Genomic DNA, 18070 nt, shown 5'->3' on the forward strand with positions numbered 1-18070 from the left:
GCGTCAGGATGTTCTTAGCTCTAGCTGTAACAAGCGTGAGACGGATTCACTTAAAAATAACGTCAAATATTTGGCGACCCGCAAAATACCATCAGGAATCAGGGAGAGGCATCCATGCGCGTTTTAACCCCCCTCTGCAGCGCGATTTTGCTGGCCATGGCCTGCACTTCTCAGGCTCAGGCGATGTCATTGACCGAGGCGATCCAGAGCACCATTGCGACCCACCCGGAACTGTCGTCGCGGGTCGATGCCCGGCTCTCGGCCGACGAGCAGATTAAAGTCGCCAAAGGGGGCTTCTATCCATCGGTGGATTTGAACGCCGGCTACGGGCGCGGGTACAGCGATAACACCACCACTCGGGCGCAGGGCAATCACCACACCGAAATCCTCACCTACACCCAGTCGGAACTGCGCCTGCGACAGATGCTGTTCGACGGCTTCAACACCTCCAACGAGGTTGCACGCACCAAAGGCGTGGCCAACTCGCGAGCCTATTACGCTCAGGGCACTGCCCAGGATCTGGCCCTGCGCACCGTCGAGGTGTACCTCGAAGTGCTCAAGCGCCGCGAACTGGTGACCCTGGCCAAGAACAACCTGCAAGCGCACATGCGGGTCAACGATCAGATCGGCCTGCGCACCCAGCGTGGGGTCGGTAGCAACGCTGACTCCGACCAGTCCACCGCTCGCCGGGCGCTGGCGCAAAACAACCTCGACACCGCCGAAGTCGATCTGGCCGATGCCGAGACGAATTTCTACAGCGTCGTGGGGCGCATGCCCGATGAACTCGAAGCGCCGCCATCGACCCGCGGCGAATTGCCCGCCACCCTGCCGGAAGCCCAGCAGAGCATGGTGGAAAACAACCCGTACCTGAAATCCGCCCAGGCCGATGTGCAATCGGCCGAGAGCCAGTACGAAGTCTCCAAGTCGCCGTTCTACCCGCGTTTTGACGCTGAAGCGGCGGTGGGTGCGAATAACAATATTCAGGGCGACGAAGGTCACGACAACGAATGGCGAGTGGGTGTGGTGATGAACTACAACCTGTTCCGCGGTGGCAGCGACAAGGCTCGCCTGGCCTCCAATGCGCACCAGATCAACCAGGCGCTGGACATCCGCAACAACGCCCTGCGCCAGCTCAACGAGAACATCCACCTGGCCTGGAACGCCATGCTCAATGCCAAGAAACAAACCCCGACCGCCCGTGAATACGCCGAAACCACCACCCGTGTGCGGGCCGCGTATCAGGATCAGTTCGGCCTTGGTCAACGAACCCTGCTCGACGTGCTCGACAGTGAAAACGAACTCTACAACGCCAACCGCCGCTACACCGAAGTGCGCTACACCGAGGAGTTTTCGATGTACCGCGTGCTGGCGAACATGGGTCAGTTGCTGAGCAAACAACGAGTGGTACTGCCCGCCGATGCGATCGCCTCCACCGAAGTAAAAAACGAAGCGCGTTTGCCTGAACTGAAGTAGCTCAAATGAAGTAGCGCAAAGGGAGCGATCAATGTGACCAGCATGGAAACCGGCAACACGGGTGTCGATCCGCGCCTGAGCTTCGATGACCCGCTTCTGGACGGTCTGTTGATTCTCTGCAAACTTCATGGCGCGACGGTCAGTCGCGCCAGCCTGAGCGCCGGGCTGCCATTGGCACACCAACGCTTGAGCCTGGACCTGCTGCCGCGCGCAGCGGCCCGGGCCAGTTTGCAGGCGCGTGTGTTGCGCCGTGAACTGGGGGAGATTTCCGCGCTCAACCTGCCTGTGATGCTGATCCTCAACCATGGCCGCTGCGCGGTCTTGCGTCGCTTCGGCGATGATGGTCAGGCGCTGATTCTGCCGAGCGAAGCCGACGGTGGAGAACAATGGGTCAGCACGGACGAGCTGGCCGCCAATTACAGCGGCCAGGCCTTGTTCGCCCGGCCGCGGCATGAACTCGAAGACTTGCGCGCGCCGCTGGTGCCGCGCGTCGAGGCGTGGTTTCGCGACACGTTGAAGCTGTCGAAGTGGCTGTACAGCGATGCGATTCTGGCGAGTTTTCTGATCAACCTGCTGGGGCTGATGGTGCCGCTGTTCGTGATGCAGACCTACGACCGGGTGGTGCCGAACCAGGCCACTTCAACGTTGTGGGTGCTGTCGATCGGCTTGCTGATCGGCACCGGCTTCGAGCTGGTGCTGCGGGTGGTTCGCGCGCATTTGCTGGACACCGCCGGGAAGAAAACCGACGTGATTCTTTCGGCAACCTTGTTCGAACGCATCACCGGCATGGCGATGAAAGCGCGGCCAGCGACCATCGGTGGTTTCGCCCAGAGCATTCATGACTTTCAGGGCCTGCGGGAATTTCTCACCGCCGTCACGCTGACCAGCCTGATCGACCTGCCCTTCGCCGTGCTGATGCTGGTGGTGATCGGCCTGCTCGGTGGCTGGCTGGTGGTGATTCCACTGTTCGCCTTCCCCATCACGATCATCTTTGCCATGGTGATTCAGGCACGTCTGCGCGACACCGTGCAGAAAAGTCTGAGCCTGGGCGCCGAACGCCAGGCCCTGCTGATCGAAACCCTCGGCGGCCTGGAAACCCTCAAGGCGTGCAGCGCCGAAAGCGAACGCCAACACAAATGGGAAAGCACCCACGGCGCCCTCACCCGCCTCGACAGCCATGCGCGCAACCTCTCGGCGCTGGCCACCAACGGCACGCTGTTCATTCAGCAGTTCTCCGGCATGGCGACCATCGTCGCCGGGGTCTACAGCATCATCGCCGGCAACCTAAGCGTCGGCGCGCTGGTGGCGACCTACATGCTCGGCAGCCGCGTGCTTGCGCCGCTGGGGCAAATCGCCGGGCTGATCACCCGCTATCAGCAAGCGCAACTGACCATGAAAAGCACCGATGCGCTGATGTCGTTGCCACAAGAACGTGACGCCAAACAACGGCCATTGGAGCGCACGCAACTGCAAGGCGCACTGGCTGTCAGCGGCGTGACGTTCCACTACAACGGCCAGAACGCCCCGGCCCTGGCCAATGTCAGCTTCAGCATGAAACCCGGCGAACGGATCGGCATCATCGGCCGCAGCGGTTCGGGCAAAAGCACATTGGCGCGTTTGGTGATGGGTTTCTATGCGCCGGAAGAAGGCCAGTTGTTGCTCGATGGCCTGGACCTGCGACAACTGGACGTCGCCGACCTGCGTCAACAGATCGGCTACGTCGCCCACGACCTGCCGCTACTGGCCGGCAGCCTGCGCGACAACCTGACCCTCGGCGCGCGCTACATCAGCGATGCCCGGATGCTTGAAGTCGCTGAACTGACCGGCGTCACCGAACTGGCTCGCCAACATCCCCAAGGCTTCGACCGGCCGGTGGGTGAGCGCGGTCAGTTGTTGTCGGGCGGTCAACGCCAAGCAGTATTGCTGGCGCGGGCCTTGTTGCTCGACCCGCCGATCATGCTGCTCGACGAACCCACCAGTGCCATGGACAACAGCAGCGAAGACGTCCTGCGGCAAAAACTCCACGGCTGGATCCAGGGCAAAACCCTGCTGCTGGTCACTCACCGCACCTCAATGCTCAGCCTGGTGGACCGGTTGGTGGTGCTGGACAACGGGCGGATCGTCGCCGACGGCCCGAAAGAAGCGGTCATCGATGCGTTGCGCAAGGGCCGTGTCGGCTCTGCGACGGTTTAGGAGTTGCCCATGTCTGCGGATCAAGGTTCCCGTGGCTACTTCAACAGTTTCGGCAAAAGCGCCGAAGTCGAATTCATGCCGGAAACTGCCGGCGCCTCGTTGCAGGATTCACCGCGCTGGTCGCGGATCACCGTATGGCTGGCGGCCGCGCTGCTGATCACCGCGCTGGTCTGGGCCAAGTTCGCCGTGTTGCAGGAAGTCACCACGGGTGAAGGCAAGGCGATCCCGTCGAGCAAGATTCAGGTGATCCAAAACCTGGAGGGCGGCATCGTCACGGAAATTTTCGTGCGCGAAGGGCAAATGGTGAACAAGGGCGACACTTTGCTGCGCCTGGATGACACGCGATTTCTGTCGAACAAGGGTGAAAGCGAAGCGGACCGCTATGCGCTGACCGCGCAGGTCGAACGGCTGTCGGCTGAAGCAGAAGGCCGGCCGTTCAAGCTGTCTGCGGAAGTCATTGCCAAAGCCCCGCAAGTGGCCGAGGACGAACGCTCGCTGTACGAACAACGTCAGCGCCGACTGGCCAGCGAGCAGCGCACGCTGACCGAACAACTTCGGCAGAAAACCCAGGAGCTGGCGGAATTCCGTTCCAAACAGGGGCAATTCAGTTCCAGCCTGGCCCTGCTGCAACAAGAGATGAACATGTCTGCGCCGCTGGTGGGCACCGGGGCGGTTTCGCCGGTGGAAATCTTGCGGCTCAAACGCAGCGCGGTGGAAATCCGCGGCTCGCTGAATGCCACGACCCTGGCGATTCCCCGTGCCGAATCGGCGATCAATGAGATCAAAAGCAAGATCGATGAGTCCGAACAATCCTTCCGTTCCGATGCGGCGAAAGAGCTGAATGAAAAACGCACCGACCTGTCGAAAATCACTGCCTCAAGCATTGCCATCGACGACCGGGTGACGCGCACCACCGTGGTGTCGCCGGTTCACGGCATCATCAAAATGCTGAAGGTCAACACCATCGGCGGCGTGGTCCAGCCGGGTAACGACATGGTGGAAATCGTGCCGCTGGAAGACAACCTGCTGATCGAAGCCAAAGTCCGCCCTCAAGACGTAGCGTTCCTGCACCCAGGCCAGAAAGCCATGGTCAAGTTCAGCGCTTACGACTACACGATTTATGGCGGGCTGAGTGCGAAGCTGGAGCTGATTGGCGCGGACACCATCACCGATGACAAGGGCAACAGCTTTTATCTGATTCAGGTAAGAACCGACAAGAATCACTTGGGCGGGGATGCGAAACCGCTGCTGATCATTCCGGGGATGGTCGCGACGGTGGACATTATTACCGGGGAGAAAAGCGTGCTCGATTATTTGCTTAAACCGGTGTTGAAAGCGCGGACCGAGGCGATGCGGGAAAGGTAGTCTTTGTTGTGATCGTTCCCACGCTCCGCGTGGGAATGCCGCCCGGGACGCTCCGCGTCCCTTCCAGGATGTGACGCAGAGCGTCACTGGATGCATTCCCACGCAGAGCGTGGGAACGATCACTATCTCGGCCCATGATTACGCTGAAAAACCTCCTCCCCCATCGCCGCAATCTGCCCCTCGATCAACGCCTCGAATGGCTTCAACAACGGCTCAAAACTGACGGGAGACTCAAGCGTCTGCAACGCCTGAACAATCGCCTCCACCGTCGACAACGCCCCCGGCCCCGGAGCCTTGCGTAAGCGATAACGCGACACCCCGCCCTCGGCCAGAGTCACTCTGGGCAACGCCGCCAACAACGGATTGAGGTGCAGCATTTTGCGCGCCTTGCGCCAGGTGCCGTCCGGAACCACCAGCAGCAGCGGCTCATCATTAGCGGTGTAGGCCTGCATCGGCTGCGCCTCCTCGCCGGGAAACAGCAACCGTGCCTGATAGCCCGGCTGATTCAGCAGCGCCGGCAAATCCTCGAACACCTCGCCCACAATCAACTCGGCATTCTTTAATCCCAACGCCGCCAATCGCGCGGTGTTCAGCGCATGGTTCACTTCACTTGGGTGCTGAAGCAGCAACACCCGAGTGCGGCTGTCGAGGCTTGGGATCAGCGGGCACAGGCAATGGGTTTGCGGGCGCAGGCAACGCGGGCACTGGATTCTGGACATTGTCTTAAGCCTGATTGAGCTGCGCTTTGAGCAGGTCGCGAAAGGTCTGGATCAGCGGTTCGCGGCTGCGGCCACGGCGCACGATCATCGAAAACGGTGCCTGATAACCGAACGTCGCTGGCAGCAGCACGCGCAAATCACCTTTGTCGGCCCAAGCCTGGGCGTAATGCTCCGGCAGGTAACCGATGTAGGCACCGGACAGCACCAGAATCAACTGGCCCTCCATACTTTCCACGGTCGCCGCGCTGTGCTTGAAACCGTGGCGCGCGAGTTCGGCCTGGCTCCAATAGCCACGGCCGACCATGCGCTGTTGGGTGATGACTTGCTCAGGGATACGCCGCTCGGTGAACAGCGGATGACGGCTGCTGCAATACAACCAGTGCTGCTCGCGGTACAGCGGCATGTAGACCAGACCGCTCATGCGCGTGGAAAAGGCACCGATGGCCAAATCGAGGCGGTTGTCCTGCACGCCGAGTTGCAGTTCGTAGGGGCTCATGACTGACAGATGCAAATGCACCGCCGGGTGTTCCTGACTGTAGGCACCGATGGCTTCGGCGAACGGCAAGGCTTTGTCGCTGACGGTGGAGTCGATCACGCCGAGATTCAGAGTGCCGCGCAGCTCGCCTTTGAGGGCGGCGGCGTATTGTTCGAAACCTTCGAGTTCCGCCAACAGACGCAGGGTTTCCTGATGGAACAGCTCGCCCTTGCTGGTCAGGCTGAAACCACCGCGACCGCGATGGCACAGCACCAGGCCGAGGGCCGCTTCCAGCTGGCTCATGTAAGTGCTGATGGCCGAGGTCGAGAGGTTGAGCTCGTGCTGGGCGTTGGCAAACCCCTGATGGCGGACCACGCTGACAAAGATGCGCAATAGTTTCAGGTCGGGTAAAGCGTTGGCCATGGGGCACTCCGTAGATCGTTCCCACGCTCTGCGTGGGAATGCAGCCCGTGACGCTCTGCGTCACATACTCGGAACAGCTGGACGCGGAGCGTCCGTGGATGCATTCCCACGCAGAGCGCGGGAACGATCACGGGAAAGAGTCTATCGTCGCAGCGGCCATTAGTTTAGAAAAATCTGAACTAAGTATTTGCCCGTAGCGATTCTTCCCGGCCACTACATTTCGCAGAATCGGCCCACAGCGGTGCCCGTCTCTCCCCGAGCGTGCAACCGACATAAATAAAACAACGACGATGAGGCCTTACCCGTGGACAAGATTCTTCACCAACCACTGGGCGGCAACGAAATGCCGCGCTTCGGCGGCATCGCCACCATGCTGCGACTCCCCCATTTGCCATCCGCTGCAGGCCTGGACGCTGCCTTTATCGGCATCCCGCTGGACATCGGCACTTCCCTGCGCCCCGGCACCCGTTTCGGGCCACGTGAAATCCGCGCTGAATCGGTGATGATCCGCCCGTACAACATGGCCACCGGCGCCGCGCCGTTCGATTCGCTGTCGGTTGCCGACATCGGTGATGTGGCGATCAACACCTTCAACCTGCTGGACGCCGTGCGGATCATCGAAGAGGCCTACGACAATATCCTCGAACACGATGTGATCCCCCTGACCCTCGGCGGCGATCACACCATCACCCTGCCGATCCTGCGAGCCATCCATAAAAAGCACGGCAAGGTCGGTCTGGTGCACATCGACGCTCACGCCGATGTAAACGATCACATGTTCGGCGAGAAAATCGCCCATGGCACCACCTTCCGTCGCGCCGTTGAAGAAGGCCTTCTGGATTGCGATCGCGTGGTGCAAATTGGCCTGCGCGCTCAGGGTTACACCGCTGATGACTTCAACTGGAGCCGCAATCAAGGCTTCCGTGTGGTTCAAGCGGAAGAATGCTGGCACAAATCTCTGGCACCGCTGATGGCCGAAGTTCGCGAGAAAGTCGGCGGCGGTCCGGTGTACTTGAGTTTCGATATCGACGGTATCGACCCGGCCTGGGCACCAGGCACGGGCACCCCGGAAATCGGCGGTCTGACGACCATTCAGGCGATCGAAATCGTGCGCGGCTGCCAAGGCCTCGATCTGGTCGGCTGCGATCTGGTAGAAGTCTCGCCAGCGTACGACACCACCGGTAACACCTCGCTGTTGGGCGCCAACCTGCTGTACGAAATGCTCTGCGTACTGCCGGGCGTGGTCCATCGCTGAGGATCGGTCATGAGCGAACGTGATCAGGTACTCAACGCCGCCGTCGAGCTGGTGTCGGCCTTTGCCCGTAACGATCGCGAAGCCTACTTCGGCGCATTCAGCGCCGACGCCAGCTTCGTGTTCTACACCCTCGAGCAACCCCTGTTGTCGCGCGATGCCTATCAGGCGTTGTGGGACAGCTGGCGCGCCGAGGACGGCTTCGAGGTGCTGTCATGCACCTCGAGCAACGCCTTCGTCAGCCAGCAGGGTGACGTGGCGATTTTCATCCATGACGTGGCCACCGAGCTGCGCATGCAAGGGGAGCAACACTTCAGCCAGGAGCGCGAGACGATTGTTTTCAAGAAACAGACGTCTGGCCAAGAACAACAAGGCCTATGGCTGGCCTGCCACGAACATTTGTCCGCAATGCCGGAAGGGCTGCCACCCCCTTAGCCAAACAGGTGACGCTCACGCACGATGAGCGCGCCTTTATGATCGGAGCAGATCATGAATAACAACAACAAACAAAGAAGCCTTAGCAGCATCGAAACAAACGGGGTCGAACAGATCCCGGATCATGAGCGCGACGCCAGACCCAGCGACCTGTTTCGCCTGATCTTCGGCGGCGCCAATACCTTCGCCACAGCGGTACTCGGCAGTTTTCCCGTGCTGTTCGGCCTGTCCTTCCAGGCAGGCGTGTGGGCGATTGTGCTGGGCGTGGTACTCGGCGCGCTAATCCTTGCGCCGATGGGCCTGTTCGGCCCACTCAATGGCACCAACAATGCCGTGTCTTCCGGTGCACACTTTGGCGTACACGGGCGGATCGTCGGTTCATTTTTGTCGCTGTTGACCGCCATTGCCTTCTTTTCGCTCTCGGTATGGAGCTCGGGTGATGCGCTGGTGGGTGGCGCCAAACGCTTGATCGGCCTTCCGGAAACCGATCTGACACTCGGCCTAGCCTATGGACTGTTCGCAATACTGGTACTGACCGTTTGCATCTACGGCTTCCGCTTCATGCTGTGGGTCAATCGCATCGCGGTGTGGGCTGCCAGCGCGCTGTTCCTGCTCGGCATCTTCGCGTTCGCCCCGACCTTCGACAGCCAGTTCGCCGGCACCGTCGCCATGGGTCAGGCCGGATTTTGGGCCGCCTTCATCGGCGCTGCATTGGTGGCCATGAGCAACCCGATTTCCTTTGGCGCATTCCTCGGTGACTGGTCGCGATACATCCCGCGCGAAACCCCGAAGGGTCGCATCATGCTGGCGGTGATCGCAGCACAAATCGCCACCCTGATCCCCTTCCTGTTCGGCCTCGCCACCGCCACCATCGTGGCGATCAAGGCACCGGACTACATCGCGGCCAACAACTACGTCGGCGGCCTGCTGGCGGTGTCGCCAAGCTGGTTCTTCTTGCCGGTGTGCCTGATTGCGGTGATCGGCGGCATGTCCACCGGCACCACCTCGCTGTATGGCACCGGGCTGGACATGTCCAGCGTGTTCCCGCGGGTGCTGTCACGGGTCAAGGCAACGCTGCTGATCGGCGTGATGTCGATTGCTTTCATCTTCATCGGGCGCTTTGCGGCGAACCTGGTGCAGAGCGTGTCGACCTTTGCTGTGCTGATCATCACCTGCACCACCCCGTGGATGGTGATCATGATCATCGGCCTGCTGGTACGTCGCGGCTTCTACTGCCCGGATGACCTGCAAGTGTTCACCCGCGGCGAGAAAGGTGGCCGCTACTGGTTCACCCACGGCTGGAACTGGCGTGGCCTGGGCGCCTGGATCCCGAGCGCGCTGGTGGGTTTGTGTTTCGTGAACCTGCCGGGGCAGTTTGTCGGGCCACTGGGGAATCTGGCGGGCGGTATCGACATCTCCCTGCCGGTGACGCTGGGCCTGGCTTCCGTGGTGTACCTGACGCTGCTGAGCCTGTTCCCGGAACCGGCCACGGTGTTCGGCCCCAGTGATCCACGCAGCAAGGGCACGGATTCGCTCGGTAAACCGGCGATTCGACAAGCGGCCTGATTCAACACATTACCTGTGGTCAACGCATTACCTGTAGGAGCGAGGCTTGCCCGCGAAGAACGATGACGCGGTCTGCCTGACAGACCGTGGCGCCCCCATCGCGGGCAAGCCACGCTCCCACAGGGGATTGATATTTCCACAGGGATTGGTTTCGCCTCACCATAAAAAAGACAATCGGAGACACGCCATCATGGCTTTGGATTTATTCGTCGTTCTCATTTACGCCGCCGCGATGCTGGTGCTCGGCTACTACGGCATGCGCAAGGCCAAGACCCACGAAGACTATTTGGTCGCCGGTCGCAACCTCGGTCCTGGTCTCTACATGGGCACCATGGCTGCTACCGTTCTGGGTGGCGCGTCCACCGTCGGCACCGTGCGCCTGGGCTACGTTCATGGCATTTCCGGTTTCTGGCTGTGCGCCGCACTGGGCTGCGGCATCGTGGCGCTGAACCTGTTCCTCGCCAAACCGTTGCTGAAGCTGAAGGTATTCACCGTTACCCAGGTGCTGGAAAAGCGCTACAACCCAATGGCGCGTACCGCGAGCGCAACCATCATGCTGGCCTATGCGCTGATGATCGGTGTGACCTCGGTCCTGGCGATCGGCACCGTGCTGCAAGTGCTTTTCGGCCTGCCGTTCTGGCTCTCGGTGCTGCTGGGTGGCGGTGTGGTGGTGATTTACTCGACCATCGGTGGCATGTGGTCCCTGACCCTGACCGACATCGTCCAGTTCGGTATCCAGACCGTGGGCCTGATGTTCCTGTTGCTGCCGATCTGCCTGTACCGTGTCGGTGGCTGGGATCAACTGGTTGCGCAATTGCCGGCCGCCAGCTTCAACTTCACCAGCATCGGCTGGGACACCATCATCACCTACTTCCTGATCTACTTCTTTGGCATCCTGATCGGTCAAGACATCTGGCAACGGGTGTTCACCGCACGAAGCGAGAAAGTCGCCAAGTACGCCGGTACGTCTGCCGGGATCTACTGCATTGTCTACGGCCTGGTGTGCGCGCTGATCGGCATGGCCGCTCATGTGCTGATTCCAGATCTGGACAACGTCAACAATGCCTTTGCCGCCATTGTCAAAGTGTCCCTGCCGGACGGTATCCGCGGCCTGGTGATCGCTGCTGCACTGGCGGCCATGATGTCCACCGCCAGCGCCGGCCTGCTCGCCGCATCCACCACCCTGACCGAAGACCTGCTGCCAAAGCTGCGTGGCGGTAAACAATCGAACGTGAGTGTTAACCGCCTGTTTACCCTGCTGACCGGCATCGCAGTACTGGGCATCGCTTTGGTGGTCAATGATGTGATCAGCGCACTGACCCTGGCCTACAACCTGTTGGTGGGCGGCATGCTGATCCCGCTGATGGGGGCGATCTACTGGAAACGCGCCACGACGGCCGGTGCGATCACCAGCATGGCGCTGGGCTTCGTCACCGCGCTGGTGTTCATGTTCAAGGACGGTATGGACGCCAACACCCCGATCTACTACAGCCTCGGCGTGGGCCTGGTGAGTTTCGTGGTGGTCAGCTTGCTGTCCCGTCGCCCGGCAGTGGTGGCGAGCGCGATCTAAGCTGATGTTGTAGCAACCATTTCTTCGACGGGTGTGGCGTCGGTTGCCACACCCGTTTTTTTTCGCCTGAAGGAATCTATCCGTGAAGATCGTCAGCCGCGATCGGTGGTTGGAGGTGAAGCGAGGGGCTCGATCTCGTTTGCACGCGGGCTACGATGATTGACGAGTGGCAGCGCCGACACGCCTGAAGCCTGCTGTACTCAGCACCAGGGACCACAACAATGACGCCCTCGAAGAACAATCATGACCAGAGCCGCCGTTCGTACAGCCGTGCACCGCTTCATCAGCCGCCTGCTGGAAAATCAGGAGGACTTTGACGACAACACTCGCCTGGTGCAGTTGGGACTGGATGAAGAAGATATTGAAGATCTGATTTTCCATCTGGAAGATCAGCTGGGATTGACGGCGTTTACCGCCGAAGAAGACCGGATGCTCAGGACGGCGACGACTGTCGACGATTTGAGCCGGTTTTTGATTGAGATTGGGCGGTATTAACCGCCACACTTGATCTAACCTGTCGACCGCCAAGATCGCAGCCTTCGGCAGCTCCTACAGGCACCCGCAATCGCAGCACCGGTGCACTCCTGTAGGAGCTGCCGAAGGCTGCGATCTTTTTCAGGATTAATAACTTACCTGCGGCGCTGCTGCTGGCGGCGACGTTGTTCGTCGTCAGTGCGAATAGGCACGGGTTGCAGAGGCGGTTCGATCAAACCGAGTGCGACACCCAGGTCATGCAGCCAGTTTTGGATTTTCTCTTTCATGGTGCCCCCTTCAGGGTAGTGCCGAGCGGCCGAAGTTCTGTAGCCCCTTCGCACTGATAATAGTCCGAAGTCCTACGCAATGCTCGTCCAACATCGCAATGATCTGTTACTGAATTGATCCAAATCCCTGGACGTTGGTTCAAGCAATGGCCTGGGTCTGAATCGCTGTCGACGGATACACCGCCTGCTGCTGCTCGATCCATGCATTCAGGTTGGCCCCGACCATGCCTTTGCGCCACATCAGCCAGGTTGTCGCGCTGGCGAACGGCTCGGCCAACGGGTGCACCGCCACGCTTTCGCGCCCCGGCAGGCTGGCGAGCATCGACTCCGACATCAGCGCCACGCCGGAGCCGGCAATCACGCAGGCGAGCATTCCCGGATAAGACTCGATCTCCATCGCCCGGCCCATGGCCGCGTGATCATGGGCGAACCAGGCTTCCAGACGCATCCGATAGGAACAGCCCTGCCGAAACGTGAATACCGAACGCCCTTCAACATCCAGCGCGCTGCGTACCGGCGGATGATCGGCCTCGCTGATCAACACCAGCCGTTCGTCGCACAACGGCACGCCGTCGAGCCCGGCCAATTCCAGCGGGCCGTCCACCAGCGCCGCATCGAGGCGCCCGGTGAGCAGACCTTCGAGTAATTCGCCGCTGGGCCCCGACTGCACTTGCAGGTTCACCGCCGGATAACTGCGGTGATATCGCGCCAACAGCTCCGGCAGATGAATCGCGGCGGTGCTGTACATGGTGCCTAAGACGAAATCCCCGGCCGGTTGCCCGCCCTGCACCGCCGCGTGGGCTTCGTCGTGTAAAGCGAACAGCTTGGCGGTGTAGTCCAAGAGGACTTTTCCCGCAGGTGACAACTGCAAACGCTGACGCTCGCGTACGAACAGTTCGACACCGAGTTGCTCTTCGAGCTGCTTGAGCCGGGTCGACAGGTTGGACGGTACGCGATGCAGGCGTTCAGCAGCACGGGTAATCGAGCCCTCCTGCGCCACCGCCTGGAAGATCCGCAATTGGCTGAATTCCACGCCATTCTCCAAATAAGAACAAGTTTCTCACTATTATTCATTTTTAAAGAAAGTCAATCAGTCCTAGCCTGACGGTCATTGATCCTCGAAACGGAACTCAGACCATGTCCCCTCTGATTCGCCTAACCGCCAGTTTTATCGCCCTGATGATGGCCATGGGTATCGGGCGCTTCGCCCTGACCCCGCAACTGCCGCACTTGCTCAGCGAAGGCCAGATCGACCTGACCGCCGCCGGTCTGATTGCCGCCGCCAACTACCTCGGCTACTTCGTCGGCGCGGTGGACGCGATGTTCGCCCGTCGACCCGAGCAGGTTCGTCGGCGCCTGCTCGGCGGTTTGTGGCTCTGTGTATTGCTGACCCTGGCCTCCTTCTGGGCCGACGGGTTCTGGTCGCATCTGGTATTGCGTTTCGGCACGGGCGTGGCCAGCGCCTGGGTGTTGGTGATGATTACCGCATTGAGTCAACCGCTGGCAGCGGCGGCCGGTCGTCCGCGGCTCGGGGCGCTGGTCTTTGCCGGGCCGGGTCTGGGGATTTTTCTGACGGGGTTGTTGGCCTTGGGCTCGAACCTGCTGGGGCAGACGTCCGCGACCTTGTGGCTGGTGTATGCCGGTGTCGGGCTGGTGATGCTGCTGGGGATTCTGCCGTTCCTACCGCAGCCGGCTACGCCTGCTATAGCGACACCGTCTGCCGTCACATCGGGCACCCAAGGTGTCGGACGTTTACCGGTGATTTATGGTCTGTACGGTTTGGGCTACATCATCCCGGCCACTTTCCTCTCGCAGATGGCCAGCGCGCAATTCCATGGGCAATGGCAAGCCGATCTGTTCTGGCCATGCTTCGGCCTCGCAGCAGCAATCGGGGTGGTGTTGGTGAGCCTGCGTCGACACAACCCGAACGCCACTCGCCATTGGTTGATAGCCACGTTGTGGTTGCAGGCGGCCGGGGTGTTTGCTTGCCTGTTGGGCAGCGGTGCCGGCCTGGCGTTGGGGGTGATCCTGTGTGGCGGGCCATTCCTGGCCTGCATGCAACTGGTGATGCAGCGCTCCCGGGAACTGGCGCCCCACGCTACCCAGCGCAACGCCGGGCTACTGACCGCGTGCTTCGCCGTGGGTCAGCTCAGCGGGCCGTTGCTGGCAGCGCTGAGTAGCCATTTCAGCGGTGGATTGCAACCTGCGTTGATAATCGCCGGCAGCGGCTTGATCATCGCGGGAGGCCTGTTGCTACGCCCGGTCAGGGTTGCCCAAGTGCTTTGCGCAAATGACGGCGGACCCACTGCTCTGCGCTCACAAAAGTGATCCCGAGCAGAACCAGCACCGCGCCGATCACAAAGTTGAGGCTCAGTTCTTCGCCCAACAGCACCACGCCGAACGTGACACCGAACAATGGCGTCATGAACGAAAACACCGCCAGGTTCGCTGCCAGATAACGACGCAGCAACCAGAACCAGGTCAGGTAACTGAAGAACGACACCACCACCCCCTGGAACAACACACTGGCCACGGCAACTGTGGTCAGGCTGACATGGGTGACCTGCCCGCTGAGGATCGCGATCAACAGCAGGCCGACGAAGCCGACAATCAGTTGATAAAACAGCGTCAGGGTCACCGGCGCTTCCGACAGACGCGAGGCGCGCACCACCACGGTGGTCGCGCCCCATGAGGCGCCGGCCAGCACGCCCAACGCATCGCCCATCAGCATGCGGTGGTCGAGGTTGTCCCACGACACGCCCCCGGCAAACGCAATGGCAATGCCGATGAAGGCGAGAAAAATCCCCAGCCATTGCACCGGCCTCAAACGCTCACTCGGTAGCAGCCAATGCACGCCCAACGCAGTAAAAATCGGCGCGGTGTAGAGGAACACCGACATGTGCGCCGCCGTGGTCAATTGCAGGCCTTCGGAAATGAAGAAGAACTCCAGGCCAAACAACGCACCCGCCAGCAAGCCGCCACGCCAGGTACTGCCGACCTGATCCCAACCGCCCTTCCAGCAGATCAACAATCCTACGAGCAACGCGGAAATACCCGACCGCCCCGCCGCTTGCATGACCGGCGCGATGTCGGGCGCGGCCCATTTGATCATCACCTGCTGCACGCCCCAGATCAGGCACAGCCCGACCATCACTTGCAGGGCAAACCCATCGGCGCTACGCCGGGTGGCGCTCACCGGAACACCTCGACAACACAATCCATGGCAGTGACTCGACAGTAAAAATAAAGCCCCGGCCTTCTGGCTGAACAGAGGTGTCGAGGCGAAAAATGATGCTGCCGATTATTAACCAGATGGACAGAAAAAGGTGTCTGCAAAAGACCTTTAAATCGTTGCTTGCGTCATGTGGCGGTCGCGTCCTCTCTTTAGCCGCCACCGCACACTGCGATCTTTTGCCTGTAAAAGATCGCAGCCTGCGGCGACACCTCCGAAGGGCAGATAGGGTCAGCTGAGTTCGATACGATCAGCGTGAATGACAATCTGGCCGTTCTTGTACAACGCACCGATGGCCTTTTTGAAGTTGCCCTTGCTGACGCCGAACATACTACTGATCAGTGTCGGGTCGCTCTTGTCGCTGACTGGCAGGGTGCCATTGTTGTCGCGCAACTTGGCGAGGATCTTCGAGTTCAGGCTGGTGGCAGCTTCCTCGCCTACCGGTTGCAGGCTCAGGCTGATTTTGCCGTCGGTGCGGACTTCTTTGATAAAGCCCTTCTCTTCTTTACCGGCGCGCATGAACTTGAAGATTTCGTTCTTGTGGATCAGGCCCCAGTGCTTGTTGTTGATGATTGCCTTGAAGCCCATATCGGTCGCTTCGGCCACCAGCAAGTCAACTTCCTGACCCGGAGTGTAATTGGCCGGGGTCTTGTCCAGGTAGCGATCCAGACGCGCCGTCGCGGTGATGCGCCGCGTGTGTTTGTCGAGGTAGACGTGCACCACGACATACTCGCCGGCCGTCATCTGGCGCTTTTCTTCGGAATACGGCAGCAGCAGATCCTTCGGCAAACCCCAATCCAGGAACACGCCGATGCTGTTGACTTCAACAACTTTCAAACTGGCGAATTCACCGACCTGAACTTTCGGCTTTTCGGTAGTAGCGATAAGTTTGTCATCGCTGTCCAGATAAATAAAAACGTTGAGCCAGTCTTCATCTTCGCTGGGAATATCTTTGGGAATATAACGATTAGGCAGAAGGATTTCGCCATCCGCGCCACCGTCCAGATATAAACCGAAGTTAGTGTGTTTAACCACTTGCAAACTGTTGTAGCGCCCGATTAAAGCCATGTCCAATACCCTCATTGCGTGGGCGGCATTCTACCCGGTTTTGCGGGCCGCGTTCGGTGGCCGGCCCGGTGGCGCAAGAAAATCCGTCGAAGGCCTTAATTTTCCTGGGTTTTGCCGCGTGCATTTGGCCGCTCGTCAGGCCGTTCGGCTGTTCCTCCCCCTCGCCAGCCCATCCGGAAACGCTTTTTCTTCACTTGGGTTCTTAGTTAAAACAGCAGCTTAGGGGAACATTGCGAATAATAACTTGCGATAAATTGCGTTGCTCCACTGTGTATTTCGGGAGGATATTTACCAAGCAATTGTCAAGTATTTCCTGTACGATGCCTGGCCAAGTTAATTTCTACAGGTTAATGGCCGCCATGCGTGTAAAAGCATCCAACAGCAAAGCAAAGCCAGCTCCAGCCGTTGAAACCAGCGAATCGATCAACAACCAGATCGCTGCGTTTCTCAAGTCCGGCGGCGAGATCCAGCAAATTGCCAAAGGCGTCAGCGGCCAGACGTTCGGCCCGTCCAAGCAGATCACGCTGGGCAAGAAGTAATTCCCCCGCGTTAACTGGTCCCTAAGCGCTTTGAGCTTCGAAGCGCTTGGACTGGAACCCTCCCGCAATACCCCATAAAACAAATCAATATTTCAAAAATCGACGAACGGCCCTCGATGCCGAACATTCGCCGGTATGCTTGCACGTGTCTGGATCAAGCGTTTCAGCAGGTTTTTCAGCACCTGCTCCTCGCTGTTCATGGAGTGACGCATGTTCAAGCCCTCTCTTTTCCTGCTCGGCAGCCTGCTGTGGTATTCGGTCGCCCAGGCGCAAGTCTTCCAGCGCGAACTGGGCGACTTCGATCTCAAGCTCGCGACCACCCCCAGCCGCAGCATGGCCCAAGGTCTGGTTAAGCCCTCGACGTCCGGCTCGTTCCATGGTGGCCTCGACCTGAGTCACGACAGCGGCTTCTATGTGGGTCAATGGTCCCCCAGCATGGGACTGAGTCCGTCGAGCAACCTTGAAGTCGATTCCTACATGGGCTTTAAACAGCCTTTCGATCACTCCCTCGGCTACGAAGTGGGCATGATCCACTACAGCTACCCGAAAGTGGACACCCTCGACAGCCAGGAGCTGTTCGGTGGCCTGACCCTGCTGGGCAGTCGCTTCGGCGCCGCCTTCAGCAACGACCCGGACAAACAGAACAGCACCCTGTTCGCCGACCTCAGTGGCAATCAGCCGTTCGGTATCGGGATCAGCCTGAAATACACCACCCACCAACTCAACACGCCGGTGTCCGTCGACGATGGGTATGTAGGCAGTTTTACCGACTGGTCGGTGAAATTGTCCCGGCCGTTCATGGGCATCGACCTGGACTTGATCTACAGTGATTCAAGCCTGAGCGGCAGTGATTGCTCCGCCTATTCCGGCCACAACACCGAGTGCGACGGCCTGGTCACGCTCAAGGCTGTACACAGTTTCTATTAATCGGCTGAACCGCCGGGTTCATCCCGCGATCACATAAGAGAACCCTTAAAGAAACCAGGTCTTCGCAAGGAC

17 protein-coding genes are annotated in these 18070 nt (G+C 59.9%); 11 read left to right on the forward strand and 6 right to left on the reverse strand.

Annotated features, from left to right (window positions below; translation table 11 throughout):
• The first annotated feature begins 114 nt into the window (after positions 1 to 114).
• The 3 genes from PSH97_RS20980 to PSH97_RS20990 are packed head-to-tail and all read left to right on the forward strand — an operon-like array spanning position 115 to position 5031.
• Positions 115 to 1473 (forward strand): TolC family outer membrane protein, encoded by a 1359-nt coding sequence (locus PSH97_RS20980; RefSeq protein ID WP_305446542.1) that lies wholly within the window; start codon positions 115 to 117, stop codon positions 1471 to 1473.
• 33 nt (positions 1474 to 1506) lie between these two features.
• Positions 1507 to 3666 (forward strand): type I secretion system permease/ATPase, encoded by a 2160-nt coding sequence (locus tag PSH97_RS20985; protein ID WP_305446543.1) that lies wholly within the window; start codon positions 1507 to 1509, stop codon positions 3664 to 3666.
• Between the two features lie 9 nt (positions 3667 to 3675).
• Entirely contained in the window at positions 3676 to 5031 is a 1356-nt protein-coding gene (locus tag PSH97_RS20990; RefSeq protein ID WP_305446544.1) for an HlyD family type I secretion periplasmic adaptor subunit, read from the forward strand.
• A gap of 122 nt (positions 5032 to 5153) precedes the next feature.
• Here PSH97_RS20990 and PSH97_RS20995 read toward each other — a convergent pair whose 3' ends face one another.
• Together PSH97_RS20995 and PSH97_RS21000 are read right to left on the reverse strand one after the other, a co-directional pair.
• Complete coding sequence (locus tag PSH97_RS20995) at positions 5154 to 5750, reverse strand: tRNA-uridine aminocarboxypropyltransferase (protein WP_305446545.1); 597 nt, start codon at positions 5748 to 5750, stop codon at positions 5154 to 5156.
• Positions 5751 to 5754: 4 nt separating this feature from the next.
• Positions 5755 to 6648, reverse strand: a complete 894-nt coding sequence (locus PSH97_RS21000) for a LysR family transcriptional regulator (protein ID WP_305446546.1) — start codon at positions 6646 to 6648, stop codon at positions 5755 to 5757.
• Between the two features lie 304 nt (positions 6649 to 6952).
• Between PSH97_RS21000 and speB the strand changes: the two genes are divergently transcribed.
• From speB to PSH97_RS21025, 5 genes are all read left to right on the forward strand, one after another.
• Positions 6953 to 7903, forward strand: a complete 951-nt coding sequence (gene speB / locus PSH97_RS21005; RefSeq protein ID WP_030131905.1) for an agmatinase — start codon at positions 6953 to 6955, stop codon at positions 7901 to 7903.
• A gap of 9 nt (positions 7904 to 7912) precedes the next feature.
• The gene (locus PSH97_RS21010) at positions 7913 to 8335 is read left to right on the forward strand and encodes a YybH family protein (protein ID WP_305446547.1); all 423 of its coding nucleotides are present in this window, start codon (positions 7913 to 7915) and stop codon (positions 8333 to 8335) included.
• Between the two features lie 54 nt (positions 8336 to 8389).
• Positions 8390 to 9901 carry a purine-cytosine permease family protein gene (locus PSH97_RS21015; RefSeq protein WP_305446548.1) on the forward strand — a complete coding sequence of 504 codons (1512 nt, stop codon included), beginning with the start codon at positions 8390 to 8392 and terminating at the stop codon, positions 9899 to 9901.
• Between the two features lie 190 nt (positions 9902 to 10091).
• Entirely contained in the window at positions 10092 to 11471 is a 1380-nt protein-coding gene (locus PSH97_RS21020; protein ID WP_305446549.1) for a sodium:solute symporter, read from the forward strand.
• Between the two features lie 243 nt (positions 11472 to 11714).
• Positions 11715 to 11966 (forward strand): acyl carrier protein, encoded by a 252-nt coding sequence (locus tag PSH97_RS21025; RefSeq protein WP_305446550.1) that lies wholly within the window; start codon positions 11715 to 11717, stop codon positions 11964 to 11966.
• Positions 11967 to 12100: 134 nt separating this feature from the next.
• Here the strand turns inward: PSH97_RS21025 and PSH97_RS21030 are convergent, their stop codons facing one another.
• On the reverse strand, positions 12101 to 12232 hold the full coding sequence (locus PSH97_RS21030; protein ID WP_256580670.1) for a PA1414 family protein: 132 nt from the start codon (positions 12230 to 12232) through the stop codon (positions 12101 to 12103).
• Between the two features lie 139 nt (positions 12233 to 12371).
• Entirely contained in the window at positions 12372 to 13265 is an 894-nt protein-coding gene (ptrR, locus tag PSH97_RS21035; RefSeq protein WP_305446551.1) for a putrescine utilization regulator PtrR, read from the reverse strand.
• 104 nt (positions 13266 to 13369) lie between these two features.
• On the opposite strand from ptrR, the gene PSH97_RS21040 reads away from it, so the two are divergent.
• Positions 13370 to 14560, forward strand: a complete 1191-nt coding sequence (locus PSH97_RS21040; protein ID WP_305446552.1) for an MFS transporter — start codon at positions 13370 to 13372, stop codon at positions 14558 to 14560.
• Here the strand turns inward: PSH97_RS21040 and PSH97_RS21045 are convergent.
• Positions 14496 to 15428 (reverse strand): DMT family transporter, encoded by a 933-nt coding sequence (locus PSH97_RS21045; protein WP_305446553.1) that lies wholly within the window; start codon positions 15426 to 15428, stop codon positions 14496 to 14498. The genes PSH97_RS21040 and PSH97_RS21045 overlap by 65 nt on opposite strands.
• 267 nt (positions 15429 to 15695) lie before the next feature.
• A complete protein-coding gene (locus PSH97_RS21050) occupies positions 15696 to 16532 on the reverse strand; it encodes a CvfB family protein (protein WP_305446554.1) in 837 nt (278 codons plus the stop codon).
• 350 nt (positions 16533 to 16882) lie between these two features.
• On the opposite strand from PSH97_RS21050, the gene PSH97_RS21055 reads away from it, so the two are divergent.
• Together PSH97_RS21055 and PSH97_RS21060 are read left to right on the forward strand one after the other, a co-directional pair.
• Positions 16883 to 17071 carry a hypothetical protein gene (locus PSH97_RS21055; RefSeq protein ID WP_017337097.1) on the forward strand — a complete coding sequence of 63 codons (189 nt, stop codon included), beginning with the start codon at positions 16883 to 16885 and terminating at the stop codon, positions 17069 to 17071.
• Positions 17072 to 17281: 210 nt separating this feature from the next.
• A complete protein-coding gene (locus tag PSH97_RS21060) occupies positions 17282 to 17998 on the forward strand; it encodes a TorF family putative porin (protein WP_305446555.1) in 717 nt (238 codons plus the stop codon).
• Positions 17999 to 18070 lie beyond the last annotated feature (72 nt).

It is taken from the genome of Pseudomonas cucumis, from assembly GCF_030687935.1.
GTDB lineage: Bacteria > Pseudomonadota > Gammaproteobacteria > Pseudomonadales > Pseudomonadaceae > Aquipseudomonas > Aquipseudomonas cucumis.